Consider the following 26168-nt stretch of genomic DNA (forward strand, 5'->3'; position numbering starts at 1 on the left):
AGCCCGTTTTTCTCCCTCTCCCTTGAGGGAGAGGGCCGGGGTGAGGGGGAGCTACCAGCGCGCTTTCAGCAGGTTCGGCTGAATACCATTGATTGAATGGGTATTGCTGAACGGCTGCTTGATGCCTGCTTCGAATTCGTCGCGGAAATATTTAATCGCGCTCTGCAGCGGCTCGACGGCACCCGGCGCGTGTGCGCAGAAGGTTTTACCCGGCCCTAAGAATCGACACAGTTGCTCAAGCGTCTCGATATCACCAGGCTGGCCTTCGCCACGTTCGATTGCGCGCAGGATCTTCACGCTCCACGGCAGACCGTCACGGCACGGCGTACACCAGCCGCAGGACTCGCGGGCGAAGAACTCTTCCAGGTTACGCACCAGCGAGACCATGCCGATCTCGTGGTCGACGGCCATCGCCAGCGCCGTACCCAGACGGCTGCCCGCTTTACCAATGCTTTCGAATTCCATCGGCAGGTCAAGGTGGGCTTCGGTCAGGAAGTCAGTCCCTGCCCCACCCGGCTGCCAGGCTTTGAATTTCAGTCCATCGCGCATGCCGCCCGCGTAGTCTTCAAGAATTTCACGTGCGGTGGTACCGAACGGCAGTTCCCAGACGCCAGGATTTTTAACGCGACCAGAAAAGCCCATCAGCTTGGTACCGGCATCTTTGCTTGAGGAGATGCCCTGATACCACTCCACGCCGTTAGCGAGGATAGCTGGAACGTTACACAGGGTTTCGACGTTGTTTACGCAGGTCGGCTTACCCCACACGCCGGAGCTTGCCGGGAACGGTGGCTTGGAGCGCGGGTTCGCGCGGCGGCCTTCCAGGGAGTTAATCAGCGCGGTTTCTTCACCGCAGATATAACGCCCTGCACCGGTGTGCACGAACAGTTCGAAGTCAAAGCCGGTGCCGAGGATGTTTTTGCCCAGCAGTCCCGCTTCGGTGGCTTCGGCAATCGCGCGACGCAGGTTTTCCGCCGCTTCGATGTACTCACCGCGCAGGAAGATGTAGCCACGGTAGGCTTTCAGCGCAAACGCGGAGATCAGCATGCCTTCCACCAGCAGGTGCGGCAGCTGCTCCATCAGCAGGCGGTCTTTATAGGTGCCCGGCTCCATTTCATCGGCGTTACACAGCAGGTAACGGATGTTCATGGATTCATCTTTTGGCATCAGGCTCCATTTCAGACCGGTGGAGAAGCCCGCGCCGCCGCGCCCTTTCAGGCCAGCGTCTTTCACCGCGTTAACGATCTCATCCGGCGCCATGCCGCCAAGGGCTTTACGCGCACCGGCATAGCCGTTTTTGCTTTCGTATTCTTCAAGCCATACCGGCTGTTTATCATCGCGCAGACGCCAGGTCAGCGGATGCGTCTCAGCAGTACGAATTACCGTTTTCATTTGTACTGCTCCAGCAGGTCAGGAATCGCTTCCGGCGTCAGATGGCTGTGAGTGTCCTCATCAATCATCATGGTCGGCCCCTTGTCGCAGTTACCCAGGCAGCAGGTTGGCAGCAGGGTAAAGCGCCCATCGAACGTGGTCTGGCCCGGCTTGATATTGAGCTTCTGCTCAATCGCAGCCTGAATGCCCTGATAACCGGTGATGTGGCAGACAACGCTGTCACAGTAGCGGATCACATGGCGGCCCACCGGCTGACGGAAGATCTGGCTGTAGAACGTGGCTACGCCTTCTACGTCACTTGCCGGAATACCCAGCACTTTTGCAATCTCGTAGATCGCCCCGTCCGGCACCCAGCCACGCTGTTTCTGAACGATTTTCAGCGCTTCAATGGACGCCGCACGCGGGTCTTCGTAGTGGTGCATCTCGTGCTCAATGGCGGCACGCTCTGCTTCACTCAGCTCAAAAGCCTCGGTCTGTGGTTGTTGATTCTCGTGCATAATTAGCGGTCCACATCTGACATAACAAAATCGATACTACCCAGATACACAATCAGGTCGGAGACCAGACTGCCGCGGATGGCGGCTGGGATCTGCTGCAGGTGCGCGAAGCTTGGCGTACGCACGCGGGTACGGTAGCTCATGGTGCTGCCGTCGCTGGTCAGGTAGTAACTGTTGATACCCTTGGTCGCTTCCACCATCTGGAAGGATTCCTGCGCCGGCATGACCGGGCCCCAGGAAACCTGCAGGAAGTGGGTGATCAGGGTTTCGATATGTTGCAGCGTGCGCTCTTTCGGCGGCGGCGTCGTCAGCGGGTGATCCGCCTTGAACGGGCCTTCCGGCATGTTGTTGAGGCACTGCTCAAGGATGCGCAGACTCTGGCGCAGCTCTTCCACTTTCAGCATCACGCGGGTGTAGCAGTCGGAAACGCCGCCACCTACCGGGACTTCAAAGTCGAAGTTCTCGTAGCCAGAGTAAGGACGGGCTTTACGCACGTCGAAATCAATACCGGTTGCACGCAGGCCAGCGCCCGTTGTGCCCCACTCCAGCGCTTCTTTCGCGCCGTAGGCCGCAACGCCCTGTGAACGGCCTTTCAGGATGGTGTTGCGCAGTGCGGCTTTCTCGTAAGACGCCAGGCGTTTCGGCATCCAGTCGAGGAACTCACGCAGCAGACGGTCCCAGCCGCGCGGCAGATCGTGTGCCACGCCGCCGATGCGGAACCAGGCCGGGTGCATACGGAAACCGGTAATCGCTTCCACCAGATCGTAGATTTTCTGACGATCGGTAAAAGCGAAGAAGACCGGCGTCATCGCGCCGACGTCCTGAATGAACGTCGAGATGTAGAGCAGGTGGCTGTTAATACGGAACAGCTCGGAGAGCATCACGCGGATCACGTTGACGCGATCCGGCGTAGTAATACCCGCGAGCTTCTCAACGGCCAGCACGTAGGGCATTTCGTTTACGCAGCCGCCGAGGTACTCGATACGGTCGGTATACGGAATGTAGCTGTGCCAGGACTGACGCTCGCCCATCTTCTCAGCGCCACGGTGGTGGTAGCCGATGTCAGGCACGCAGTCGACAATCTCTTCGCCGTCAAGCTGAAGAATAATACGGAATGCACCGTGCGCAGACGGGTGGTTCGGACCGAGGTTGAGGAACATGAAGTCCTCGTTTTCGGTACCGCGCTTCATGCCCCAGTCTTCCGGCTTGAAGGTCAGCGCTTCCATCTCCAGATCCTGCTTGGCTTTGGTCAGCTCAAACGGATCGAATTCGGTTGCACGTGCCGGGTAGTCTTTACGCAGCGGGTGGCCGGTCCAGGTCTGCGGCATCATGATGCGCGTCAGGTGCGGGTGGCCATCAAAGGTCATGCCGAACATTTCCCAGGTTTCACGCTCGTACCAGTTCGCGTTCGGGAAAATTTTGGTGATCGTCGGCAGATGCATGTCGTTTTCAGACAATGCCACCTTGAGCATGATATCCGTGTTGCGGTCTATTGAGATCAGGTGGTAGAAAACGGAAAAATCCGCAGCAGGGAGACCCTGGCGGTGCGTACGCAGACGTTCGTCCATGCCGTGTAAGTCAAACAGCATGACGTAAGGTTTCGGCAATTTCTTGAGGAAATCGACCACTTCCAGCAATTGTTCACGCTTCACCCAAACAACGGGTACCCCGGTACGGGTGGCCTGAACAGTAAAGGCATCCGGCCCAAAACGGTTGCGCAGTTCGCCAACGACTGGGTCATCCAGATGATCCCGTGTCTGCCAGGCGGCTTCTTGCGCGGTTAAGTCGGTCATATTGTTCACCATTGCAAATGGTCCGTGGTGACTGTTAAGCCTGGCTTCGCGCTATTTGAGTAGTGATATGCGAAGGTAGTCTCCAGGCCCACAGGCGCAAATTAAATTTCGTCAGGCGTACGCAGGTTGGTGACGGCAATACGTTCACCGCGTTTACGCTCGCGCTCAGACTGCATGTTCGCGCGATACACACCCTGATCGCCAACAACCCATGAAAGCGGGCGGCGTTCTTTACCGATAGACTCCTGCAGCAGCATCAGCGCCTGCATGTAGGCTTCCGGGCGCGGCGGGCAGCCTGGGATGTAGACATCCACCGGGATGAACTTATCAACGCCCTGCACGACAGAATAAATGTCGTACATACCGCCAGAGTTTGCACATGCGCCCATGGAGATAACCCACTTTGGCTCCAGCATCTGGTCATAAAGACGCTGAATGACCGGCGCCATCTTGGTAAAGCACGTACCGGCCACCACCATCAGGTCAGCCTGACGTGGGGAAGCACGGAGTACTTCTGCCCCAAAACGCGCAACGTCATGCACCGCAGTGAATGACGTCACCATTTCAACGTAGCAGCAAGAAAGGCCAAAGTTGTACGGCCAGATGGAGTTCTTACGACCCCAGTTGACCATGTCGTGCATGGCATGTTCGAGCTTGCCCATGTACACGCTTTTATTGACTTCTTGCTCCAGGGGGTCGGTTACGATCTCCTGTTTTTGCAGGGGGTAACGGTCATTCTCACCGTTAGGATCTATGCGGGTGAGCGTATAATCCATCTTATTGCCTCGCTGTTACTGCTGACGATTAGAGATACTGTTTTCCGGGTTGATCTGTTCGCGACGTGAACGCGCAGGCGTCCAGTCCAGCGCGCCAATACGCACCAGATAAACCAGGCCGGCCAGTAACACTAAAATGAAAATTGCGGCCTCGACAAAGCCCACCCAACCACTTTCGCGAATGGACGTTGACCATGCGAAAAGGTAGAGCGCTTCCACGTCAAAGATGACGAAGAACATGGCTACCAGGTAGAACTTGGCAGACAGGCGTAAGCGAGCGGTACCTACGGAATCGATACCTGATTCGAAAGGTGTGTTTTTGTGCCTTGCGCGGGCGCGACCGCCCAGGAACCAGCCGCCGACTAACATCAGGCAGCACAGGCCAATGGCTACAATAAGAAAGATTGCGAATGCCCAGTGATGAGCGATGACTTCTGTGGATGTTGACATACTCATTGCTTACTCATCAAAAGTGATACCGACAACACTGCTCTTGCTGGCAGATAGGCATCACATCGATTCATGGGGAGGAACAAATAACCTTACACTAACTGTCAGAAATGAGACATAGACAGCAAAATGATGGGGTTTTTTACTCCTTTCTATAACCTTTTGTCAACTTTAACAAAGGTTTCTTCACATTAAATGACATCGAGCGATTCTCATTAACATTTCATGCCCTTTAACCCTGGTGGGTACATGACTTTACGTCAAATGCATGTTGTTGAATCGTGTCCGTTTTGGAAGTAAAAAAAATAACCCTCCTATTTTGACAGGATTTGCGAACGATTCCTCCCCCCAAATAGGAGTATTTTCTTGATCTGAGACACGCTTTTGTTAATTCAATCAAAAAAACAGCAACATATTTCCTGTTTTTTTAACAAGCGAGGGATGTGATGGAAGTTGGAACAGAAAGTGAGCACTTTTCACGCAAATACATTTACCACATTGATAAATATGACTTATTTACAAAATCCGCGCTTAACTTAGGGTTATTTTTGTCAAAAAAAAACCACTTCACGCGAAATTCGCGCGAGTGGCTCTTTTTTACACTTACATTTTGTTACCAGAATTTTGAGTGATTGATCACTCAAAGTCCCCTTCCACGATGAGGGAGTTGTCCCCCCCTTCAGGAGTAACATGCTCGTACTGCCATGGATTATGGTAGTTTTCCATCGCGTCAAAGACCAGCTTCGCCAGTTCATTGCCGCTCGACGAGTTATGGCACAGCAGGTATTCCGTATCGGGTAGAGCAGGAAGACCATCGCTTTTACCCAGCACGCGCAAATCGGGGCTCATCATCTCCACCGGACGCGCCGTAACGCCAAGGCCAGCCTTAACGGCAGCACGTACCGCAGGTAGCGTAGAGGCAACATAGGCCAGACGCCACGGAATGCTGGCTTCGTTCAGCGCCGAGAGCACCATATCGCGGAACGGGCTCGGCTCATCAAGCAGAACCAACGGTATAGGCTCCCCTTTTTGCAAAACATATTCCGCGGCGCAATACCAATGCGTCGGAGAGGTTCGCAGCGTCAGGCAATCAAATTGCCCCGGGCGATGCGTCGTGACCACGAGGTCAACTTCGTTCTCTTTCAGCATCTCAATCATAAAAGCATTACGCTTGACGCTCACATCCAGCGCAAGCTTCGGATAAACCGAACTAATTCGATTAAGAAGGAACGGTAATATCGTATCCGCAGACTCATCAGACGCCCCTAAGGTTAACACCCCCTGAAGGTTGCTAAACATTAAAGACATACATGCTTCATCATTAAAGCGAAGTATTTTCCTGGCATAACCCAGTAGCTGAATACCGTGTTCAGTTAAAAGCTTATTACGCCCATGACGGGCAAAAAGCTCTTTACCGACCAGCTGCTCCAGCCTCTGCATTTGTTGGCTAACGGCAGACTGGGTTCGGCAAACTGCGGCAGCAGCTGCTGCAAAAGTGTTGAGATCGGCGACCGCAACAAACGTTCTCAGCAGATCGAGGTCGAGATTCATTATCGGACGATTTGCATTTATCATATCAATTCACTTTCAGGTTGCTCGTGCGGAGCTGCCCGGGTTGAAGCTGTGTGTAACAGTTAAGCAATTCCCTCTGAAGGTTTCCCTCGCGTCCCGGCCCGGCAGACTGCCTGACAGATAGTTATTGTGCTGCCTTATATCAACAGTCAGAAATCACGTTTCATGACGTTATTTTTATTCTCTAAAAGGTTCAGAATATTTAGATGTTTGCAGGTTTATGTAAATTCCATTAAAGGTCGATACGTTTTCTGCCATCTTTATCGCAGCGCTGTCAACGTAGCTGGATGTGTTTCACACCGTCCGGCCAGAGATAACTATAACAATAACAATCGATTAATTCAGAGATGCAGGTTCAGAAATACGAAAAAAACGTTTCGTAGCGCTGCTTCCCTGAAAGACATCTTAACCCAAATCCACTTTATTTATAAGTCTTAATGCACTATTCAGGATTTAAGGCCGTCGCCAGCCAGAAAAACTAATTTTATTAAAATTAACGAAAGTTGCATTTTCATCGTTAATAATAAATAAAGTTTAATTTAGATTAAGGTCATTCATTAATAACACTTAACATTAATTTCACATGAGTAACTTTTAGCCTGAACGTCCTATTAGATCAAGCCGTAATGGAGTGTTCAGGTTTTACGAAATGTCACTCAGGTAAACTGATGGTGGCTTTCCGCCTGACGCTTTATTTTCCACAACACAAAATAGAGTCATAACGCAAACATATGGAATATTAACCCATAACACATGTTAAAAGCGTGATTTTTGCATGTTAAAAAGGCGACCAGCCAGTAATATAGATTACAAAGCTTTTGACCGATTGCACGAAATCTTCTTCTGTATACCCTTCAAAACCAGACGAGGGGGGAGTACATTGTTCCATGCTGACTTCCACGGCAGGGAGTGGCAATAATAGCGAAAAGGTTAAAGGTTCATGTCCCCTATCGAAAAATCCAGCAAATTAGATAACGTCTGTTATGACATTCGCGGCCCGGTACTGAAAGAGGCCAAGCGCCTTGAAGAAGAGGGCAACAAGGTTCTGAAGCTCAACATTGGTAACCCCGCGCCGTTTGGTTTTGAAGCGCCGGATGAAATCCTGGTTGATGTGATCCGCAACCTGCCCACTGCACAAGGCTACTGCGATTCAAAAGGACTCTACTCCGCACGTAAAGCCATCATGCAGCACTATCAGGCACGCGGCATGCGTGATGTTACCGTTGAGGATATTTATATCGGCAACGGCGTCTCCGAACTGATCGTGCAGGCCATGCAGGCGCTGCTGAACAGCGGTGACGAAATGCTGGTCCCCGCGCCGGACTACCCGCTGTGGACGGCGGCAGTGTCCCTTTCCAGCGGGAAAGCCGTGCACTATCTGTGCGACGAATCCTCTGACTGGTTCCCGGACCTGGATGATATCCGCGCCAAAATCACGCCGCGCACGCGCGGGATCGTGATCATCAACCCGAACAATCCGACGGGCGCGGTGTATTCAAAAGAGCTGCTGATGGAGATCGTAGAGCTCGCCCGCCAGCACAATCTGATCATCTTCGCGGACGAAATTTACGACAAGATCCTGTACGACGCGGCGCAGCACCACTCAATCGCCGCGCTGGCGCCGGACCTGCTGACCGTTACCTTCAACGGCCTGTCTAAAACCTACCGCGTGGCGGGATTCCGCCAGGGCTGGATGGTGCTGAACGGCCCGAAAAAGCACGCAAAAGGCTATATTGAAGGCCTGGAAATGCTGGCGTCAATGCGCCTTTGTGCCAACGTGCCGGCGCAGCATGCGATCCAGACCGCGCTGGGCGGCTATCAGAGCATCAGCGAGTTCATCGTCCCCGGGGGCCGCCTGTACGAACAGCGCAACCGCGCGTGGGAGCTGATCAACGACATTCCGGGCGTCTCCTGCGTGAAGCCGAACGGCGCGCTGTATATGTTCCCGAAAATTGACGCGAAGCGCTTTAACATTCACGACGACCAGAAGATGGTGCTCGATTTCCTGCTGCAGGAAAAAGTGCTGCTGGTTCAGGGTACGGCGTTTAACTGGCCGTGGCCGGATCACGTGCGTATTGTGACCCTGCCGCGCGAAGACGATCTCGAAATGGCCATCAGCCGCTTCGGGCGCTTCCTCTCTGGCTACCATCAGTAACGTTCACTATCAGCCGGGTGGCGCTGCGCTTGCCCGGCCTACAAAACCCGCAAATTTGCATCTTGCCTCCCCTCCCCGCACAATGAACGCCTGTCGCAGTAAAGACAAAAGGTAACCTATGAGTCAGAGTCATTTCTTTGCCCACCTCTCCCGCCTAAAGCTCATCAACCGCTGGCCGCTGATGCGCAACGTGCGCACCGAAAATGTATCCGAGCACAGCCTTCAGGTCGCCATGGTCGCTCACGCCCTGGCCGCCATTAAAAACCGCAAATTCAACGGACAGGTGAACGCTGAACGCATTGCGCTGCTGGCGATGTATCACGACGCGTCAGAAGTGTTGACCGGGGATCTGCCTACGCCGGTGAAATATTTCAATTCGCAGATTGCGCAGGAATATAAGGCCATCGAGAAAATTGCCCAACAAAAGCTGATCGAAATGGTGCCGGAGGAGCTGCGCGATATCTTTGAGCCGTTGATCGACGAGCATCAGTACACTGAAGATGAGAAGCTGCTGGTGAAGCAGGCCGACGCGCTCTGCGCCTACCTGAAGTGTCTGGAAGAGCTGTCTGCGGGGAACAACGAGTTTTTACTGGCGAAAACGCGTCTGGAAAAAACGCTGGAATCGCGCCGCAGCGAAGAGATGGATTACTTTATGCAGGTGTTTGTGCCGAGCTTCCATCTGTCGCTGGATGAGATTAGCCAGGACTCTCCGTTGTAATTTTTAGCCGGGTGGCGGCTTCGCCTTACCCGGCCTACGTTTCTGCGCTCACGCTAAAACGGGAATAAAACCGGTATCAACACCACGCACACCACCATCACCAGCACGGTGAACGGCACGCCAATCTTCACGAAGTCGCTGAATTTATAGTTCCCCGGCCCCAGCACCAGCGTATTCACCGGTGAAGAGACCGGCGTCATAAATGCCGCAGAGGCCGCCATGGCGACCATCATCGCAAACGGGTAAGGCGACACGCCCATCGATTTCGCCATCGCCAGCGCGATCGGCGCCATCAGCACCGCCGTCGCGGTATTAGAGATAAACAGCCCGATCGAGGCGCACATGACAAACAGACAGACCATCATCATATACGGGCCATAGCCCCCGCCGACGTCCATCAGCCCTTTCACGATCAGATCCACCCCGCCTGTTTTCTGCAGCGCCAGGGCAAAGGGCATCATCCCGACGATAAGGATAATGCTTGGCCAGTGAATGGCTTTATACGCGCTTTCGGCGTCAATACAGCGGAATTTCCCCATCAGCAGGCAGGCGATAATTGCCGCGATCGGGTTGGGGATTTCATCGGTGAGCATCAGCGCCACCATTAGCACCAGGCAAAAAATGGCGTGCGGCGCCTGGCTGTGCGCAGGTGACGCGTCGCTCTCTTCGACGGGCATATTCAGCACCACGAAATCACGGCCTTTCTGGCCAAGCTGGCTGATGAGCTTCCAGTTGCCCACAACGAGGAAAATATCGCCCAGCAGGATCGGCTCATCGACCACTGCCCCTTCCATCGCCACGCCGTCGCGCTTCAGCCCCACGACGTTCAGGCCATAGCGGGTACGGAACCCCATTTCCCGAACGGTTTTACCCAGCAACTCTGATTCCGGTATGAGCGATACTTCTGCCATGCCCACGTCTAACGCCTGATCGGAGAAATATTCGCCGCGAAGCACCATCGGCTCCAGCAGCTGTTCCGTGCAAAACTCGCGCAGATCCACCTCTGCAGTGGACATATCAATCAGCAGCACGTCACGCGCCCGAAACTCGGACACGCCGTTTACGTTCACGATCACGCGCCGAAAGCGCCGCCAGCGCTCCACGCCAATCACGTTTGCACCGTAACGTTCGCGCAGCTTGAGGTCGTCCAGGCGTTGCCCAATCATCGGTGAACCGGGGCGGATGGCGAGACGGCGCGCGCGACCGGTAAGGCGGTACTCTTTAATCAGATCCCGGAAGGTACGTCTTTTCCAGCCGTCTTTGCTTTTATCCTGATTCTCGCCCTTCAGCGCAAAGCGGGTCAGCAGCATATAGACTACGCCCATCACCAGAATCACCAGCCCCAGCGGAGTGACGCTAAAAAAGCTAAACCCTTCCAGACCTTCGCGGATCAGTTCACTGTTGACGACGAGGTTTGGCGGCGTGGCCACCAGCGTCATCATGCCGCTGATCAGCCCGGCAAAGCTCAGGGGCATCATCAGGCGCGACGGCGAAATCTGCATTCGCATGGAGACGCTCAGCACCACCGGAATAAAGATCGCGACGACCCCCGTCGAGCTCATAAACGCCCCCAGCCCGGCAACCGTCACCATCAGGTAGATCAGCATTTTGGTTTCGCTGCTGCCCGCCACCTTCACCAGCCACGAGCCCATTATGGTCGCCACGCCGGTGCGCACCAGGCCATCGCCAATGATAAACAGGGCGGCAATCAAAATAACGTTGGGATCGCTGAAACCGGAGAACGCCTCCGGCAGCGTGAGCGTGCCGCTCAGCACAAACGCGACAATGACGAACAAGGCGACGGCATCCATGCGCACCTTGCCGGTAGCAAAGAGAATGATGGCGATTAACAGCAGGCTCAGGACCCAAATCAGTTCACCGTTCACAACGTATCCTTGTCAGTGGAAGAGACGGAATTTTGCCATAAAAAAGCCCCAGCAATGTGGGGCTAAATCATGGGATTACATTTTTAGCGAGACGGTTACATCTCCGTCGGGTGCCTTCGAGACGTTAATCGCGGTCAGCGTGGTCAGAACAAAATCGGCCTCGTCCAGCCGGAGAGAATCCGCCGGCACGTTCACAGCGATGACGTGGCTGCCGGCGTTCAGCCCGGCCAGCACGCCCGCAGCGGCATCTTCCACCACCACGCAGTCCGCGGGTGCAAGCCCCAGCAGCTCGGCGCCGAGCAGAAACGCATCCGGCTCTGGCTTGCCGCGCTTGACGCGCTCTGCCGTAATGAACACCTCAGGCTTCGGTAAACCGGCTGCCTTATGGCGGGCATGGGCGACGGGAATCGAGCCGGAGGTAACGATCGCCCACGGGATCTGCGCTTCGTTCAGGTGCTCAAGCAATTCGCGCGCGCCGGGCAGCGCGGTGATGCCGTCGGTATCGGTGGCTTCAATCTGCTCAAGGTATTTGAACTCCGCCTGAATCTCCTCCTCAGAACGCCCCGCCAAGAAGTGCCGCAATGAGGTAATGGCCTGTTTGCCATGGATGAAATTCAGTACGTCCTGATGGTCGATGCCGTGCCTGTCGGCCCAATGGCACCACGAACGCTCCACAACCGGCAGCGAATCCACCAGCGTACCGTCCAGATCAAACAGAAAACCTTTACACTGCACACGCACCTCCGTCAGGCATTAATGATTTGTTGAATTTCGTTGCTGCTTAAATGGTACTGGCGCGGGCAGGCGTGCCATACGCCCAGCATGCGCTGGTATTTTTCCCACATCGGGGTCTGCGCGTTGAAGCCGTGGGTACCCGCATCAAAGTGGGTATAGCGCCCTTCGGTGTTCACCATAAAGCGCACATAGCTCAGATAGCGCGCTTCCGTCGCCGCATCAAAGCCTAAGAATGTTACGCGGCGCTCGTCAATAGACTGCCGATCTTTAAGATTGGTCCAGGACACATGCAGCGCGTGGTACATCTCCATGATGTCGATAACGATGCGGCAGGTTTCTTCCTTCAGCTCGCCAAATTCGCGATCCAGTTCGCGCATCTGCAGGCCGAACCCGCGTTCGACGATGGTCTGCAGGCGGCTGTAGCGCGCAGCGTTATCGGGATCAAGCATGGTCATCATCTTGTACTGGTTAGACAAAATCAGACGTTGAGCGTGGGTCATTTCCATCTTTCGACTCCTGTAGCGCATTGCACTTTAAAAAAAAGACACGGTAACTGTTTGTTACTGTGCCTTCTTTTATTAGTCGTTTCGATGATCAATCACAAGTCATCAAGGAATGTTTTATCAAGTTGCTTAAAAGCGCGCTTGAGCGTGTCGGCCAGCGCCTGGTAATCCGGCTTGCCTTCAACCGGGGCCAGCGCCTGTCCGGCTTCCTCAAGTTTCCCGCGAACTTCATAAAACCAGTGTAAAATTGTAGGCGGTAATGGCGTAATTGAACGCTTACCCAGCCACCACAGCCCCTGCATCGGCAGGCTCAGCGCAAAGAGCGCCGTGGCGACGGCCGGACCAAGCTGCCCACCAAGGGCAATTTGCCAGCACAGCGTAAAGATAGCGACAGGTGGCATAAAGCGAATCGCATAGCGCGTGGCGCGAATGACGCGATTCTCAATAAACATTGGCGCAAGGCGCTTTTCCATCGGCCACGTCTTTGCGTAGTGCTGCCCCCGGCGAAACAGACTGAAAAAGTTCACGGATGGGATTTCGGGTGTCGACATGGCTGTACCTCAACTTCACATATAAAAATTAAAATTTTTGTGCAAAACCACAACAGGCTATGACAACGTTCAAAATATTTTGTCATCGCTACCCCGTATCGGGTATCCTGTGCCAGCCTGATTGGGCTGTAGACGAGAATCGTTAACTCGTCAAATTATTACCTATTATGCCATTGTCTGAAAAATGTTCAAAATGGCATAAAATCATAAGTATTCCTTTCATCATGCCACAATGTTCGTTTGGCATGATGTTAATCATAAATGTCTGGGTCAGCATGCGTTACGCTTTTAGACTCACTGACGTTTTTTTAGCCACGTATCAATAATAGGTACTTCCATGTCGAGTAAGTTAGTACTGGTTCTGAACTGCGGTAGCTCCTCACTGAAATTCGCCATCATCGATGCGCTCAACGGTGACGAGTACCTCTCTGGTTTGGCCGAATGTTTCCATCTGCCTGAAGCACGTATCAAGTGGAAAATGGACGGCAGCAAACAAGAAGCGGCTTTAGGTGCAGGCGCCGCTCACAGTGAAGCGCTGAACTTTATCGTTAACACTATTCTGGCACAAAAACCAGAACTGTCTGCTCAGCTGACCGCGATTGGTCACCGCATCGTCCACGGCGGCGAAAAATACACCAGCTCCGTCATCATTGACGAATCTGTGATTCAGGGCATCAAAGACTCTGCATCCTTCGCACCGCTGCATAACCCGGCTCACCTGATCGGTATCGCTGAAGCACTGAAATCCTTCCCGAATCTGAAAGACAAAAACGTGGCCGTGTTCGACACCGCGTTCCATCAGACCATGCCGGAAGAGTCTTACCTGTATGCCCTGCCGTACAGCCTGTATAAAGAGCACGGCGTACGTCGCTACGGCGCGCACGGCACCAGCCACTTCTATGTGACTCAGGAAGCCGCAAAAGTTCTGAACAAGCCGGTTGAAGAAGTGAACATCATCACCTGCCATCTGGGCAACGGTGGTTCTGTTTCTGCCATCCGCAACGGTAAATGTGTTGATACCTCCATGGGTCTGACCCCGCTGGAAGGTCTGGTGATGGGTACGCGTTCCGGTGACATCGACCCGGCGATCATCTTCCACCTGCACGACACCCTGGGCATGAGCGTTGACGACATCAACAAAATGCTGACCAAAGAGTCTGGCCTGCTGGGTCTGACCGAAGTCACCAGCGACTGCCGTTACGTTGAAGACAACTACGCAGAAAAAGCTGACGCTAAACGTGCAATGGACGTTTACTGCCACCGTCTGGCGAAGTACATCGGTTCTTACACTGCACTGATGGACGGCCGTCTGGACGCGGTTATCTTCACCGGTGGTATCGGTGAGAACGCGGCAATGGTTCGTGAACTGTCCCTGGGCAAACTGGGCGTTCTGGGCTTCGAAGTTGATCACGAGCGTAACCTGGCTGCCCGCTTCGGCAAGTCTGGCTTCATCAACAAAGAAGGTACCCGCCCTGCTATCGTTATTCCAACTAACGAAGAGCTGGTCATCGCGCAAGACGCGAGCCGTCTGACTGCCTGATTCCACACCGCCAGCTTAGCTGGCGGTGCTGTTTTGTAACCCGCTGAATTCGGCGGTAACGAAAGAGGATAAACCGTGTCCCGTACTATTATGCTGATCCCTACCGGAACCAGCGTCGGCCTGACCAGCGTCAGCCTTGGCGTGATCCGTGCTATGGAACGCAAAGGCGTTCGTCTGAGCGTCTTTAAGCCTATCGCCCAGCCACGTGCCGGTGGCGATGCGCCAGACCAGACCACCACCATCGTTCGCAAGAACTCCAATCTGCCAGCGGCTGAACCGCTGAAGATGAGCCACGTTGAGTCTCTGCTCTCCAGCAACCAGAAAGACGTGCTGATGGAAGAGATCATCGCCAACTACCACGCGAATGCGCAAGACGCAGAAGTGGTGCTGGTTGAAGGCCTGGTCCCAACCCGCAAACACCAGTTCGCGCAGTCTCTGAACTTCGAGATCGCGAAAACGCTGAACGCGGAAATCGTCTTCGTGATGTCCCAGGGTACCGACACCCAGGAACAGCTGAAAGAGCGTATCGAACTGACCCGCAGCAGCTTCGGTGGCGCGAAAAATACCAACATTACCGGCGTTATTGTTAACAAACTGAACGCACCGGTTGATGAGCAGGGTCGTACTCGCCCTGACCTGTCCGAAATCTTCGACGACTCTTCCAAAGCGAAGGTTGTTAAAGTTGATCCGGCTAAACTGCAGGACGCCAGCCCGCTGCCAGTCCTGGGCGCGGTGCCGTGGAGCTTCGATCTGATTGCCACCCGTGCAATCGATATGGCGCGCCACCTGAACGCCACCGTGGTTAACGAAGGCGACATCAACACCCGCCGCGTGAAGTCCGTGACCTTCTGTGCGCGCAGCATTCCGCACATGCTGGAACACTTCCGCGCAGGCTCCCTGCTGGTGACCTCCGCAGACCGTCCTGACGTGCTGGTTGCAGCCTGCCTGGCCGCGATGAACGGCGTGGAAATCGGTGCGATCCTGCTTACCGGTGCCTACGAGATGGATCCACGCGTCAGCAAGCTGTGCGAACGCGCATTTGCGACCGGCCTGCCGGTCTTCATGGTGAACACCAACACCTGGCAGACCTCCCTCAGCCTGCAGAGCTTCAACCTGGAAGTGCCGGTTGATGACCACGAGCGTATCGAGAAGGTTCAGGAATACGTTGCGGGCTACATCAACGCAGACTGGATTGAATCCCTGACCGCGACCTCCGAGCGCAGCCGTCGTCTGTCTCCTCCAGCCTTCCGCTACCAGCTGACCGAGCTGGCGCGCAAAGCGGGCAAACGCGTTGTTCTGCCAGAAGGCGACGAGCCGCGTACCGTTAAAGCGGCGGCCATCTGTGCAGAGCGCGGCATCGCGACCTGCGTGCTGCTGGGTAACCCGGACGAGATCAACCGCGTTGCGGCGTCTCAGGGCGTTGAGCTGGGCGCTGGCATCGAAATCGTCGATCCGGAAGTGGTTCGCGAAAGCTACGTTGCCCGTCTGGTTGAGCTGCGTAAGAGCAAGGGCATGACCGAAGCCGTTGCGCGCGAGCAGCTGGAAGACAACGTGGTGCTCGGCACGCTGATGCTGGAGCAGGACGAAGTTGACGGCCTGGTTTCCGGTGCGGTTCACACCACGGCGAACACCATCCGTCCACCGCTGCAGCTGATCAAAACGGCACCGGGCAGCTCTCTGGTTTCTTCCGTGTTCTTCATGCTGCTGCCTGAACAGGTTTACGTTTACGGCGACTGCGCGATCAACCCGGACCCAACCGCAGAACAGCTGGCGGAAATCGCTATCCAGTCCGCGGACTCCGCGATTGCCTTCGGTATCGAACCGCGCGTTGCGATGCTCTCTTACTCCACCGGCACCTCAGGTGCAGGTAGCGACGTAGAGAAAGTGCGTGAAGCGACCCGTCTGGCGCAGGAAAAACGTCCTGACCTGATGATCGACGGCCCGCTGCAGTACGATGCTGCGGTAATGGCTGACGTTGCGAAATCCAAAGCGCCGAACTCTCCGGTTGCAGGTCGCGCCACCGTGTTCATCTTCCCGGATCTGAACACCGGTAACACCACCTACAAAGCGGTACAGCGTTCTGCAGACCTGATCTCCATCGGGCCAATGCTGCAGGGCATGCGCAAACCTGTGAACGACCTGTCTCGTGGCGCGCTGGTAGACGATATCGTCTACACCATCGCTCTGACCGCGATCCAGTCTTCGCAGCAGCAGTAAGCTAAAAAGCCCGGTGGCGCTAGCGCTTACCGGGCCTACGGTTTTGTAGGCCGGATAAGCGAAGCGCCATCCGGCAAGAAAGGCGACCACTTAACTGGTCGCCTTTTTTATTTACAGCAGCTCTCTCGCCGCCGACACAATGTCATGCGCCGTGAGGCCATACTCCTTCTGCAGGAAGTCCTGCGTTCCCACCTGGCCGTAGCGCTCCTTCACCCCTACCCGCCGCATCGGCACCGGGCAGGTTTCCACCAGCACTTCCGCCACCGCCGACCCGAGGCCGTTGTGAATGCTGTGGTTTTCGCAGGTCACGATGCGTCCGGTTTTCTCGGCGTAGTTTTTCACCAGCATCCGGTCGATGGGCTTCAGGGTAAACATGTCGATGACCGCCGCGCTTACCCCCTCCTGCTCGAGCTGGCGCGCCGCCTCAAGCGCTTCCGCGACCATGATGCCGTTGGCAATCAGGGTAATATCGGTGCCTTCACGCAGCACGTTGCCTTTACCAATGGTGAAGGTGGAGCCCGGCGCATACACGCTCGGGGCCTGCTTACGAATAGTGCGTACCCAGTAGAAGCCTTCGAGGTCGATAAGCTGGCGCAGCACGTCTTCGAACATCACCGCGTCGGTCACTTCCAGGACCACCGAGTGCGCCAGGCCGCGCACGATGCCCATATCCTCAAACGACATGTGCGTGCCGCCGTTGTGGCAGGCCGTCACGCCCGCGTCCGACGCTATCACCTTCACGTTGTTGCGCTGGTAGTCCAGGGACATAAACAGCTGGTCGAAGCAGCGGCGGCTGGCAAAGGCGGTAAAGGTATGGACGAACGGCTTGCGCCCGGTGAGCGACAGCCCGGCCGCCGTGCCGATGACGTTGGCCTCCATAATGCCGCAGTTGATCACGTGCTGCGGATAATCGCGCGCCACGCCGTCCATTGCCATTGAGCTCATGAGATCCGCTTCGAGCGCAATGATGTCGCTTCCGGCCTCAATCTGCTTTGCCACGAAGCCCGCGTAGACCTTACGCATCTCAACGGCGTCTTTCTGTCCTGCAGGTGCAACCTTAATCATGTGAAGCCTCCAGTTGGCGAATCGTCTCGTTAAGCGCGGCCTTGCTCTCCTCGGTGAGACGCAGGTGATGCGAATTGCCGAGCTGTTCCAGGTACGGCACCCCCTGCCCTTTAATGCTGTCGAGGATCACCACCAGCGGGCGCGCATCGGCCTCGGGCACAAGGGACGTCACCTCCAGCAGCGCCGGAATGTCATCCCCTTTGACCGTCACCACGTCATATCCGAAGGCGCGGAATTTCCCCTCCAGGTCGAACGCGCTGATGATTTCGTCCAGCTCGCCGTCGAGCTGCTGTTTGTTCCAGTCCACGAACACCGTCAGGTTGTTCAGGCGATGGTGAGCAATAAACTGGAACGCTTCCCAGCACTGGCCTTCGTTCAGCTCGCCGTCACCGACGATGCAGAAGACACGGTTTGGCCGCCCGGCCAGCCTGTGCGACAGCGCCATGCCGCCCGCAATGGAGATCCCCTGCCCCAGCGAGCCGGTGGTGGCATCCACGCCGCGCGTTTTCAGGCGGTCCGGGTGGCTTGGCAAGCGCGTGCCGTTCTGGTTCAGGGTGCTCAGTTCTTCCACCGGGAAGTAGCCCTTAATCGCCAGCGTGCTGTAGAGCGCCGGGCCCGCATGGCCTTTCGACAGCACAAAGTAGTCTCGCTCCGGCCAGTCCGGATCCGCCGGGTCGATTTTCATCACCGCGCCGTACAGCACGGCCAGGGTTTCAACCACCGACATACTGCCGCCGTAGTGGCCAAAGCCCAGCTGTGTCAGGGATTTCAGCGTCTCGAGACGGATCTGACGCGCCAGATGGGTTATCTCATTCTCATTCATGATTTGGCTCCGGTGTTTTCCTGCGCGTTACCGCCAGCAGGTTTGTTTTTCGCGAACACGTTGTACGCCACCAGCAGCGCGAACAACGCAACGACGAGTCCGGTGATGGCAAGCGGCGACAGGAAGCGCGCAAGGTTGCCCAGCACAATCCCGACCGCGCCGAAGTCAGCGTCCGAGAAGGTGGTGTTGGCAAAGCCAATCGCGCCGAGTACCGGCAGCAGCAGAACCGGCAGGAAGGTAATCAGCAGGCCGTTGGCAAATGCGCCAATCATTGCCCCGCGACGTCCGCCGGTGGCGTTGCCGAACACGCCCGCCGTTGCGCCGGTAAAGAAGTGCGGCACCACGCCCGGGAGGATCAGCACCCAGTTGAACTGGCCGCAGATGACTAACCCCACAATCCCGCCGAGGAAGCTGAACAGGAAGCCAATCAGCACCGCGTTGGGGGCATACGGGTAGACCACGGGGCAGTCCAGCGCGGGGCGCGCGTTCGGCACCAGTTTTTCCGAGAAGCCGGTAAATGCCGGGACAATCTCTGCCAGAATCAGGCGCACGCCCTGCAGGATGATGAACACGCCCGCCGCAAAGGTAATGGCCATGATGATGGCATACACCAGGTAGTTCTGGCCGCCGCTGAAGGTCGCCTCTACGTACTCGCGCCCGGCGCTCACCGCCATGATCAGGTAGATAATCATCATGGTCAGGGAGATGGAGATCGAGCTGTCGCGCAGGAAGCTCAGGTTCTTCGGCAGGTTCATCTCTTCGGTCGAGCGTGAGCCTTTGCCGACCTTGCTGCCAATCCAGCCGGACAGCACGTAGCCCAGCGTGCCGAAGTGGCCGAAGGCAATCTCGTCGTTGCCGGTAATACGCTTCATGTAGCGCTGCGCAATCGCCGGGAAGAAGGCCATGATCAGGCCGAGGATCAGCGAGCCGGTAAAGACCAGACCGACGCCTTCAAAGCCCGCCACCGTCAGGATCACGCCAATCATGCACGCCATGTAGAAGGTGTGGTGGCCTGTCAGGAAGATGTACTTCAGGCGGGTAAAGCGTGCGACGATAATATTCGCCACCATCCCAAAGGCCATAATAAGCGCGGTTGCCGCACCGTATTTTTCCAGCGCAATCGACACAATGGCTTCATTATTGGGAATAATGCCCTGGATAGTAAAAGCATGTTCAAACATGCCGCCTAGCGGATTTAACGAACCGACCAGCACCGTCGCACCGCCGCCCAGAACGATAAAGCCAAGAATGGTTTTAATGGTCCCTTTCACCACGTCCGAAAAGGCTTTCTTCTGCGCAACAAGCCCAATTAATGCAATTAAGCCGACCAGCACGGAAGGGACTTTTAAAATATCAACAACGAAATTCAGCGTTTCAAGGATAAACATATCCACCTCGCCTTATCAGGGTTATTGTCTGTCGAACCAGGCGCGCAGCTGCGCTTCGAGTTCGTTGATGTCGATGATGTTGGTAATCACTACCAGCTGGCTCTCCGGCACGCTGGCGCTGGCCGCGATGTCTTTTGCCATCACGAACAGATCGGCTGCGCCCGGGGTGGCGGAGGAGAGATCGGAATGTTCAACCTCGGCCTCAATCTCCAGCTTTTTAAGCACCTTTTTAATATTCATTTCGACCATAAAACTGCTGCCCAGGCCGGACCCGCAAATAGCCATGATTTTCATTGTTATCCCCTTTTTTGGTGTAGAGTACGCCCCATCACGCTGGCGCGTAATGTTGAGACGAGTCGAAGTAAATATTTAAATCAGAAGCGGTCGATAATTTTTTTAATTTCCTCCAGCGTGTTCGCCTGATGTAATTCAGCCATATCCTCGTCGCTGGAAAATAATTCTGCTAATGCCGAGATCGTTTCGATATGGCTATGTTTGTCCGGTGCCGCCAGCATCACAATAACGTCGACGGGATCAAACTCACCGGCACCAAATGAGACGCCCTGTTTCAGTTTTAATAATGAGAGGCCGAGTCCTTTTGCCCCTTCTTCCGGCCGCGCATGCGGCATCGCCAGCCCTGGTGCCAGCACGTAATACGGACCTAAAGTATGATGCTGCTCGATGATGGCCGCGATGTACTCCGGCGTAATCACCTGCAAATCCAGCAGCGGCTTCGCGCACAGCGCCAGCGCCTGCGGCCAGTCCTCTACGCTATCCTGCAGCGTGATGGTTGTATCATATATCCACTTTTTGAGCACTTTCCCTCCGGCCACAACGCAAAAGATGAGCAAACTTTATTCAACACATCACGCATTGACTACGATCGAGATCACAAAGATAGCGCTACCAAAGAGCAACCTTCAGAAGTGTGATAGCGCTATCAAATTATCATCCCGGTATGAAATCACAGCAAAAAAAGGGATTTAAGGCGTATACTGCCTGTCACGTGAAGAGAAGGATGGAATTTGGCGCGTCCTGTTAGCAGGAAGGTGTATGTCTTTAACCCGAAAACGACGCAGTACCGGTAAAGTCACGCTGGCCGATGTCGCTCAGCTTGCCGGTGTAGGCACGATGACCGTGTCCCGTGCGCTCCGCACGCCAGAACAGGTATCGGATAAACTGCGGGAAAAAATTGAAGCTGCGGTGCAGGAGCTGGGGTATATGCCCAACCTTGCCGCCAGCGCGCTGGCCTCTGCGTCGTCATGGACGATCGCGATGGTGGTCCCCAATCTTTCCGAATCCGGCTGCTCGGAGATGTTCGCCGGGCTTCAGCAGGTGCTGCAGCCTGCCGGATACCAGATCATGCTGGCGGAGTCCCAGCACCGGCTGGAGCAGGAAGAGAAGCTGCTAGAAACGCTGCTGGCCTCGAACATCGCCGCCGCCATATTGCTCAGCGTTGAGCATACCGATACGGTCCGCCACTGGCTGAAAAATGCCTCCATTCCGGTCATGGAGATGGGCGCAATGCGCGCCGATCCGATTGATATGAATATCGGAATCGATAACGTTGCCGCCATGTATGAGCTGACGGAGATGGTGATCCAGCGCGGCTACCAGAATATCGGCCTGCTGTGCGCCAATCAGGAGCAGTGGATCTTCCAGCAGCATTTGCAGGGCTGGTATAAAGCGATGCTTCGCCACCATATGTCGCTAAACCGGGTGATTAATGCCGCCATGCCGCCGAGCTTTTCCACCGGCGCGGCGCAGCTGCCGGAATTTCTGCTGGCGTGGCCAGAGCTGGACGCGCTGGTGTGCGTCTCGGACGAACTGGCCTGCGGGGCGCTGTATGAATGCCACCGCAGACGCATTAAAGTGCCGGACGATCTGGCCGTGGTGGGCTTTGGCGACAGCGATGTGAGCCGCGTGTGTCAGCCGCCGCTGACGACCATGGCGGTGCCGCATCGCAAGATAGGGATAGAAGCAGGAAAAGCGCTTCTGGAACGTCTGAATGACGGAGACTGGCGCGACCATAAACCTATCGCGTCCAGCCTGTGCCTGCGGGAGAGTTGCTGAGGCTTACTCGGCCTCTTCCTCTTTTTCCGGTTTATTTTCCGGTTTCGCGGATTCGTTTTTGGCGTTGCGGGTCATCCACAGCGCCAGCGCCTTCAATGAATCCGGCGTGAATTCGTCACAGCGTGCGGTGATCTCTTCCGGCGTCATCCAGCTCACTTCGCTCACTTCTTCTTCCTGCAGCGCGAAAGGTCCGTGTGAGACGCAGCTGAACAGCCCGCCCCAGACGCGACAGTTTTCGTCTTCGAAATAGAACTGACCGTGCTCGGCAAACGGCACGCCGGCGATACCCAGCTCTTCTTCTGCCTCGCGACGCGCGGAGTCCAGCAGCACTTCATCTGCCTGCACGACGCCGCCCGCCGTGGCGTCCAGCATCCCGGGGAGAAAATCTTTGGTATCCGTACGGCGCTGGACCAGAATTTTGCCCATACCGTCATGCACAACGATGTACGTTGCGCGGTGGCGCAGACGCTCTGCGCGCATTTGTTCGCGGCTGGCCTGCGCGATCACTTCATTTTCTTCGCTGACAATGTCAACCCACTCAGTACTTGCCAAATGACTCTGCTCCACCATCGGGAAACCTTCTCGTCTAAGCGCTCTTACGGCGCGTTTGCAGTTGAGGTGTAACTTACGGATTAATCGCTACCTGCGCAATAACTTGCTGATCATTAAGTGCGATAACGCTTAATGTATTCTCATCAAGCATGCCGTAGCTCGCCGCGTGCCCGCCCTTCGGAATACTGACCGAACCGGGGTTAAAGTGATAAATCTCCCCGCGTTTTTCCGCCACCGGAATATGAGTATGACCGTAAACCAGGACATCGCCAGCCGCTAACGCCGGGAGATTATCCGGGCTAAAAAGATGACCGTGGGTCAAAAAAAGACGGTTTCTTTCCAGTAGTACCTGCTGCCACGGCGCGGTGATGGGGAACTGGAGCAGCATCTGGTCCACTTCGCTGTCGCAGTTGCCGCGAACGGCGATGATGCGCGAGGCATACTGATTGAGCTTTTCAGCCACCTGCGCGGGGGCATAGCCTTCCGGCAGGGCATTTCGCGGGCCATGATTTAGCACATCGCCCAGAATCACCAGCCACTGCGCGCCACTTTCGGCAAACAGAGAAAGAACACGCTCGGTAGCGGGCAGCGATCCATGGATATCCGACGCAAACATCAGCTTCATCCGTCACTCCTCGGGAAAACAAACTGCCCCTATCATACCTGAAGCGTGAAGGCTTATCAGCCTGCGCGCTTAGCGGAGAGTGCCACATAGCGCTGCACGGAGGCGCGCTGCCACTGGAATGAAGCATAATCCACCAGCAGCTGCGGCACCTCGTCGCCGTTCAGGATCAGGCGGTTCAGCATCAGCGCCAGATCGGTATCGGCAATACACCACTCGCCAAAAAGATTTGGGTTACCGTGCGCCAGCAGCGAGGTGGCGGTCTCAATCAGCTTTTGCGCACTCTCACGCCCTTCTGCACTCAGGGCGGGCTTTTTCACTCCGGCAAACACCACATCGGTAGAACGTTCAACGCGGATCGGCACCAGATCGCTGCGCAGCCACGCCTGAATTTGACGCGCGCGGGCGCGCTTTTGCAGATCGTGAGGATAGATGCGTTCCCACTCCGGCGGAGCAAAACGGTCTTCAAGATATTCATCGATCGCCGAGGATTCGCTCAGCTGAAAGCCGTCGATTTCCAGCATCGGCACGCGTCGGGTCAGCGCGTATCCCTGCCACTGCGGCTTCAGGTGCTCGCCGCCGTCGAGATCGACGCTCTTCAGGCTAAAAGAGAGCCCTTTTTCCGCCAGCGCAACGTAGGCGCTCAGGACATAAGGTGAAAAATAACTGGAGTCGGACCACAGGGTAATCGCAGGCTGGTTCATAACATCCTCATAGGCTGATCGGTTTTCACTCAACATATAATCTCTTTGCGCCGCTGTCACTTGATGAAAACTCAGGATTTACAACAAGCACCTATACTCATTGGTCATGGCGTCACTATTTGCACTGACAGGAGTTGAGCATGATCGACCTTTACTATGCCCCTACCCCAAACGGCCATAAGATCACCCTCTTTCTGGAAGAAGCCGAGCTGGATTATCGCATTATTCGCGTCGATATCAGCAAAGGCGATCAGTTCCGGCCCGTGTTTCTGGCGATATCGCCCAACAATAAAATTCCTGCCATTATCGATAACCTGCCTGCCGACGGCGGCAAGCCGTTAAGCCTGTTTGAATCCGGCGAAATTTTGCTCTACCTGGCGGAGAAAACCGGCAAGCTGCTGAGCGGAGAACTTCGCGAACGCCATCACACGCTGCAGTGGTTGTTCTGGCAGTCGAGCGGGCTTGGGCCAATGCTCGGACAAAACCACCACTTCACCGCCTATGCGCCGCAGCCGATCCCTTACGCTATCGAGCGCTATCAGGTTGAAACCCAGCGGTTATACGGCGTGTTAAACCGTCGACTGGAAAAAACGCCCTGGCTCGGGGGCGATCACTACAGCATTGCCGATATCGCCTGCTGGCCGTGGGTGAATACCCATGAGCGTCACCGTATTGATTTGGCCTCTTACCCTGCCGTAAATAACTGGTTTGAGCGGATTCGCACTAGGCCAGCCACCGAGCGCGCCCTGCAAAAAATCCAGCAGATTTGAGCCCGCGCCCGATTGGGCGCAGGTCGTGCTCTCATGTATGATGAGGAGGTAATACTGACACGGAGAAGACCTGCAATGTCGCAGCACGACGCTATTATTCGTATAAAAAATTTACGCTTACGCACGTTCATTGGTATCAAAGAAGAAGAGATCGCCAACCGTCAGGATATCGTTGTGAACGTGGTGATCCACTACCCGGCAGACAAGGCGCGCGCCAGTGAAGACATCAATGACGCGCTGAATTACCGCACCATTACCAAAAGCATCATCCAGTACGTTGAAAACAACCGTTTCTTCCTGCTGGAAAAATTAACTCAGGATGTGCTCGACATCGCACGTGAACATCACTGGGTCACATATGCTGAAGTAGAGATCGATAAACTTCACGCCCTGCGCTACGCCGACTCCGTCTCCATGACGCTAAGCTGGCAGCGCCAGGCATAAACCTGGAGGTTGTATGAAGATTCTGTTGACCGGCGGTACGGGCCTGATTGGTCGCCACCTCGTTCCCCGCCTGCAGGCGCTGCATCATGACGTCACCGTCGTCACCCGCAGTCCTGAGAAAGCGCGTCAGGTGCTGGGAGCGGGTATCGACATCTGGAAAGGACTGGCGGAAAAACAGAATCTGGACGGCTTCGACGCCGTGATTAACCTCGCGGGTGAACCCATCGCCGACAAGCGCTGGACCGAAGAGCAAAAGCAGCGGCTGTGCAGCAGCCGCTGGAACATCACCGAGAAGCTGGTCGAGCTGATTCGCAACAGCCAGACGCCGCCGTCGGTGCTGATTTCTGGCTCAGCGACGGGCTACTACGGCGATCTCGGTGAAGTGGTGGTGACCGAAGAGGAGCCGCCGCATAACGAATTTACCCATAAGCTTTGCGCCCAGTGGGAGCGTATCGCCAGCGCCGCGCAGAGCGATAATACCCGCGTCTGCCTGCTGCGTACCGGCGTGGTGCTTGCGCCAAAAGGCGGCATTCTCGGCAAAATGCTCCCGCCCTTCAGGCTGGGGCTCGGCGGGCCTATCGGCAACGGGCGTCAGTACCTGGCGTGGATCCACATCGACGATATGGTGAACGGTATTCTCTGGCTGCTGGATAACGATCTGCGCGGGCCGTTTAATATGGTGTCGCCGTACCCGGTGCGTAACGAGCAGTTCGCCCATGCGCTGGGACATGCCCTCCATCGTCCGGCGGTGCTGCGCGTGCCTGCCACGGCGATCCGGCTGTTGATGGGGGAATCGTCGGTCCTGGTGCTGGGCGGACAGCGCGCGCTGCCGAAAAGGTTAGAAGCATCCGGTTTTGCGTTCCGCTGGTACGATCTTGAAGAGGCGCTGGGGGATGTGGTGCGGTGAATATGTTACAGTCTTACGCCATGTTTTGATGATATGGC

The 26168-nt window shown here is 55.6% G+C and carries 26 protein-coding genes; 8 read left to right on the forward strand and 18 right to left on the reverse strand.

Going from position 1 to position 26168, the window contains the following annotated elements:
* Positions 1-51: 51 nt before the first annotated feature.
* From nuoF to lrhA, 6 genes are all read right to left on the reverse strand, one after another.
* On the reverse strand, positions 52-1389 hold the full coding sequence (gene nuoF / locus VPX56_RS15465) for an NADH-quinone oxidoreductase subunit NuoF (protein ID WP_014071106.1): 1338 nt from the start codon (positions 1387-1389) through the stop codon (positions 52-54).
* A complete protein-coding gene (nuoE, locus tag VPX56_RS15470) occupies positions 1386-1886 on the reverse strand; it encodes an NADH-quinone oxidoreductase subunit NuoE (RefSeq protein ID WP_119937089.1) in 501 nt (166 codons plus the stop codon). Before nuoE ends, nuoF begins: the two co-directional genes overlap by 4 nt.
* Positions 1887-1888: 2 nt before the next feature.
* Positions 1889-3691, reverse strand: a complete 1803-nt coding sequence (gene nuoC / locus VPX56_RS15475; RefSeq protein ID WP_131634881.1) for an NADH-quinone oxidoreductase subunit C/D — start codon at positions 3689-3691, stop codon at positions 1889-1891.
* Between the two features lie 89 nt (positions 3692-3780).
* Complete coding sequence (gene nuoB / locus VPX56_RS15480; protein ID WP_003861482.1) at positions 3781-4455, reverse strand: NADH-quinone oxidoreductase subunit NuoB; 675 nt, start codon at positions 4453-4455, stop codon at positions 3781-3783.
* A gap of 15 nt (positions 4456-4470) precedes the next feature.
* Complete coding sequence (gene nuoA / locus VPX56_RS15485; protein WP_010433335.1) at positions 4471-4911, reverse strand: NADH-quinone oxidoreductase subunit NuoA; 441 nt, start codon at positions 4909-4911, stop codon at positions 4471-4473.
* Between the two features lie 630 nt (positions 4912-5541).
* Positions 5542-6480: a transcriptional regulator LrhA gene (gene lrhA / locus VPX56_RS15490; protein WP_131634880.1), complete on the reverse strand. Its 939-nt coding sequence runs from the start codon at positions 6478-6480 to the stop codon at positions 5542-5544.
* A 937-nt stretch (positions 6481-7417) separates the two neighbouring features.
* On the opposite strand from lrhA, the gene alaA reads away from it, so the two are divergent.
* Together alaA and yfbR are read left to right on the forward strand one after the other, a co-directional pair.
* Entirely contained in the window at positions 7418-8632 is a 1215-nt protein-coding gene (alaA, locus tag VPX56_RS15495) for an alanine transaminase AlaA (protein ID WP_008500204.1), read from the forward strand.
* A gap of 118 nt (positions 8633-8750) precedes the next feature.
* Entirely contained in the window at positions 8751-9350 is a 600-nt protein-coding gene (gene yfbR, locus VPX56_RS15500) for a 5'-deoxynucleotidase (RefSeq protein ID WP_131634879.1), read from the forward strand.
* Between the two features lie 53 nt (positions 9351-9403).
* On the opposite strand, the gene VPX56_RS15505 is transcribed toward yfbR, so the two are convergent.
* The 4 genes from VPX56_RS15505 to yfbV all read right to left on the reverse strand — a co-directional run bounded on the left by VPX56_RS15505 (position 9404) and on the right by yfbV (position 13025).
* Positions 9404-11236 (reverse strand): SLC13 family permease, encoded by a 1833-nt coding sequence (locus VPX56_RS15505; protein ID WP_131634878.1) that lies wholly within the window; start codon positions 11234-11236, stop codon positions 9404-9406.
* Positions 11237-11311: 75 nt separating this feature from the next.
* Complete coding sequence (locus VPX56_RS15510) at positions 11312-11971, reverse strand: sugar phosphatase (protein ID WP_326467475.1); 660 nt, start codon at positions 11969-11971, stop codon at positions 11312-11314.
* Between the two features lie 11 nt (positions 11972-11982).
* Positions 11983-12477, reverse strand: coding sequence for a YfbU family protein (locus VPX56_RS15515; protein WP_131634876.1), 495 nt, complete (start codon positions 12475-12477; stop codon positions 11983-11985).
* A gap of 92 nt (positions 12478-12569) precedes the next feature.
* Positions 12570-13025, reverse strand: a complete 456-nt coding sequence (gene yfbV / locus VPX56_RS15520) for a terminus macrodomain insulation protein YfbV (RefSeq protein ID WP_119937097.1) — start codon at positions 13023-13025, stop codon at positions 12570-12572.
* Positions 13026-13362: 337 nt separating this feature from the next.
* On the opposite strand from yfbV, the gene ackA reads away from it, so the two are divergent.
* Together ackA and pta are read left to right on the forward strand one after the other, a co-directional pair.
* Complete coding sequence (ackA, locus tag VPX56_RS15525) at positions 13363-14565, forward strand: acetate kinase (protein WP_263609836.1); 1203 nt, start codon at positions 13363-13365, stop codon at positions 14563-14565.
* 75 nt (positions 14566-14640) lie between these two features.
* Positions 14641-16782 carry a phosphate acetyltransferase gene (gene pta, locus VPX56_RS15530; protein ID WP_263609835.1) on the forward strand — a complete coding sequence of 714 codons (2142 nt, stop codon included), beginning with the start codon at positions 14641-14643 and terminating at the stop codon, positions 16780-16782.
* A 111-nt stretch (positions 16783-16893) separates the two neighbouring features.
* Here the strand turns inward: pta and VPX56_RS15535 are convergent, their stop codons facing one another.
* The 5 genes from VPX56_RS15535 to VPX56_RS15555 form a co-directional block, all read right to left on the reverse strand.
* Positions 16894-17847 (reverse strand): transketolase family protein, encoded by a 954-nt coding sequence (locus tag VPX56_RS15535; protein ID WP_090419965.1) that lies wholly within the window; start codon positions 17845-17847, stop codon positions 16894-16896.
* Entirely contained in the window at positions 17840-18670 is an 831-nt protein-coding gene (locus VPX56_RS15540; RefSeq protein ID WP_131634873.1) for a transketolase, read from the reverse strand. The genes VPX56_RS15535 and VPX56_RS15540 overlap by 8 nt, the downstream gene beginning before the upstream one ends.
* The gene (locus tag VPX56_RS15545; RefSeq protein ID WP_131634872.1) at positions 18667-20058 is read right to left on the reverse strand and encodes a PTS ascorbate transporter subunit IIC; all 1392 of its coding nucleotides are present in this window, start codon (positions 20056-20058) and stop codon (positions 18667-18669) included. Before VPX56_RS15545 ends, VPX56_RS15540 begins: the two co-directional genes overlap by 4 nt.
* A gap of 21 nt (positions 20059-20079) precedes the next feature.
* Positions 20080-20352 carry a PTS sugar transporter subunit IIB gene (locus tag VPX56_RS15550; RefSeq protein ID WP_131634870.1) on the reverse strand — a complete coding sequence of 91 codons (273 nt, stop codon included), beginning with the start codon at positions 20350-20352 and terminating at the stop codon, positions 20080-20082.
* Between the two features lie 80 nt (positions 20353-20432).
* Positions 20433-20876, reverse strand: coding sequence for a PTS sugar transporter subunit IIA (locus tag VPX56_RS15555; RefSeq protein WP_131634868.1), 444 nt, complete (start codon positions 20874-20876; stop codon positions 20433-20435).
* Positions 20877-21111: 235 nt separating this feature from the next.
* On the opposite strand from VPX56_RS15555, the gene VPX56_RS15560 reads away from it, so the two are divergent.
* Positions 21112-22131 carry a LacI family DNA-binding transcriptional regulator gene (locus tag VPX56_RS15560; protein ID WP_131634866.1) on the forward strand — a complete coding sequence of 340 codons (1020 nt, stop codon included), beginning with the start codon at positions 21112-21114 and terminating at the stop codon, positions 22129-22131.
* Positions 22132-22134: 3 nt separating this feature from the next.
* Here VPX56_RS15560 and yfcD read toward each other — a convergent pair whose 3' ends face one another.
* From yfcD to yfcF, 3 genes are read right to left on the reverse strand one after another with little or no spacing between them, the layout of a single operon-like run.
* Positions 22135-22701, reverse strand: coding sequence for an NUDIX hydrolase YfcD (gene yfcD / locus VPX56_RS15565; protein ID WP_131634864.1), 567 nt, complete (start codon positions 22699-22701; stop codon positions 22135-22137).
* A gap of 55 nt (positions 22702-22756) precedes the next feature.
* A complete protein-coding gene (yfcE, locus tag VPX56_RS15570; protein WP_131634862.1) occupies positions 22757-23308 on the reverse strand; it encodes a phosphodiesterase in 552 nt (183 codons plus the stop codon).
* 56 nt (positions 23309-23364) lie between these two features.
* Positions 23365-24009, reverse strand: coding sequence for a glutathione transferase (gene yfcF / locus VPX56_RS15575; protein ID WP_131634860.1), 645 nt, complete (start codon positions 24007-24009; stop codon positions 23365-23367).
* Between the two features lie 140 nt (positions 24010-24149).
* On the opposite strand from yfcF, the gene yfcG reads away from it, so the two are divergent.
* The 3 genes from yfcG (at position 24150) to VPX56_RS15590 (ending at position 26130) form a co-directional block, all read left to right on the forward strand.
* Complete coding sequence (gene yfcG, locus VPX56_RS15580) at positions 24150-24779, forward strand: GSH-dependent disulfide bond oxidoreductase (RefSeq protein ID WP_131634858.1); 630 nt, start codon at positions 24150-24152, stop codon at positions 24777-24779.
* Positions 24780-24854: 75 nt separating this feature from the next.
* Entirely contained in the window at positions 24855-25223 is a 369-nt protein-coding gene (folX, locus tag VPX56_RS15585) for a dihydroneopterin triphosphate 2'-epimerase (RefSeq protein WP_131634856.1), read from the forward strand.
* Positions 25224-25236: 13 nt separating this feature from the next.
* Entirely contained in the window at positions 25237-26130 is an 894-nt protein-coding gene (locus VPX56_RS15590) for a TIGR01777 family oxidoreductase (RefSeq protein WP_263609832.1), read from the forward strand.
* Positions 26131-26168: the final 38 nt, after the last annotated feature.

Origin of the sequence: Enterobacter wuhouensis (assembly GCF_035835995.1) — a bacterium.
Classification (GTDB): Bacteria; Pseudomonadota; Gammaproteobacteria; order Enterobacterales; family Enterobacteriaceae; genus Enterobacter; species Enterobacter wuhouensis.

Coding starts and splice junctions, on each gene's coding strand:
- nuoF (WP_014071106.1), bottom strand. CDS start 1,389: ATGAAAACGGTAATTCGTACTGCTGAGACGCATCCGCTGACCTGGCGT.
- nuoE (WP_119937089.1), bottom strand. CDS start 1,886: ATGCACGAGAATCAACAACCACAGACCGAGGCTTTTGAGCTGAGTGAA.
- nuoC (WP_131634881.1), bottom strand. CDS start 3,691: ATGGTGAACAATATGACCGACTTAACCGCGCAAGAAGCCGCCTGGCAG.
- nuoB (WP_003861482.1), bottom strand. CDS start 4,455: ATGGATTATACGCTCACCCGCATAGATCCTAACGGTGAGAATGACCGT.
- nuoA (WP_010433335.1), bottom strand. CDS start 4,911: ATGAGTATGTCAACATCCACAGAAGTCATCGCTCATCACTGGGCATTC.
- lrhA (WP_131634880.1), bottom strand. CDS start 6,480: ATGATAAATGCAAATCGTCCGATAATGAATCTCGACCTCGATCTGCTG.
- alaA (WP_008500204.1), top strand. CDS start 7,418: ATGTCCCCTATCGAAAAATCCAGCAAATTAGATAACGTCTGTTATGAC.
- yfbR (WP_131634879.1), top strand. CDS start 8,751: ATGAGTCAGAGTCATTTCTTTGCCCACCTCTCCCGCCTAAAGCTCATC.
- VPX56_RS15515 (WP_131634876.1), bottom strand. CDS start 12,477: ATGGAAATGACCCACGCTCAACGTCTGATTTTGTCTAACCAGTACAAG.
- yfbV (WP_119937097.1), bottom strand. CDS start 13,025: ATGTCGACACCCGAAATCCCATCCGTGAACTTTTTCAGTCTGTTTCGC.
- ackA (WP_263609836.1), top strand. CDS start 13,363: ATGTCGAGTAAGTTAGTACTGGTTCTGAACTGCGGTAGCTCCTCACTG.
- VPX56_RS15535 (WP_090419965.1), bottom strand. CDS start 17,847: ATGATTAAGGTTGCACCTGCAGGACAGAAAGACGCCGTTGAGATGCGT.
- VPX56_RS15540 (WP_131634873.1), bottom strand. CDS start 18,670: ATGAATGAGAATGAGATAACCCATCTGGCGCGTCAGATCCGTCTCGAG.
- VPX56_RS15545 (WP_131634872.1), bottom strand. CDS start 20,058: ATGTTTATCCTTGAAACGCTGAATTTCGTTGTTGATATTTTAAAAGTC.
- VPX56_RS15550 (WP_131634870.1), bottom strand. CDS start 20,352: ATGAAAATCATGGCTATTTGCGGGTCCGGCCTGGGCAGCAGTTTTATG.
- VPX56_RS15560 (WP_131634866.1), top strand. CDS start 21,112: ATGTCTTTAACCCGAAAACGACGCAGTACCGGTAAAGTCACGCTGGCC.
- yfcD (WP_131634864.1), bottom strand. CDS start 22,701: ATGGTGGAGCAGAGTCATTTGGCAAGTACTGAGTGGGTTGACATTGTC.
- yfcE (WP_131634862.1), bottom strand. CDS start 23,308: ATGAAGCTGATGTTTGCGTCGGATATCCATGGATCGCTGCCCGCTACC.
- yfcF (WP_131634860.1), bottom strand. CDS start 24,009: ATGAACCAGCCTGCGATTACCCTGTGGTCCGACTCCAGTTATTTTTCA.
- yfcG (WP_131634858.1), top strand. CDS start 24,150: ATGATCGACCTTTACTATGCCCCTACCCCAAACGGCCATAAGATCACC.
- folX (WP_131634856.1), top strand. CDS start 24,855: ATGTCGCAGCACGACGCTATTATTCGTATAAAAAATTTACGCTTACGC.
- VPX56_RS15590 (WP_263609832.1), top strand. CDS start 25,237: ATGAAGATTCTGTTGACCGGCGGTACGGGCCTGATTGGTCGCCACCTC.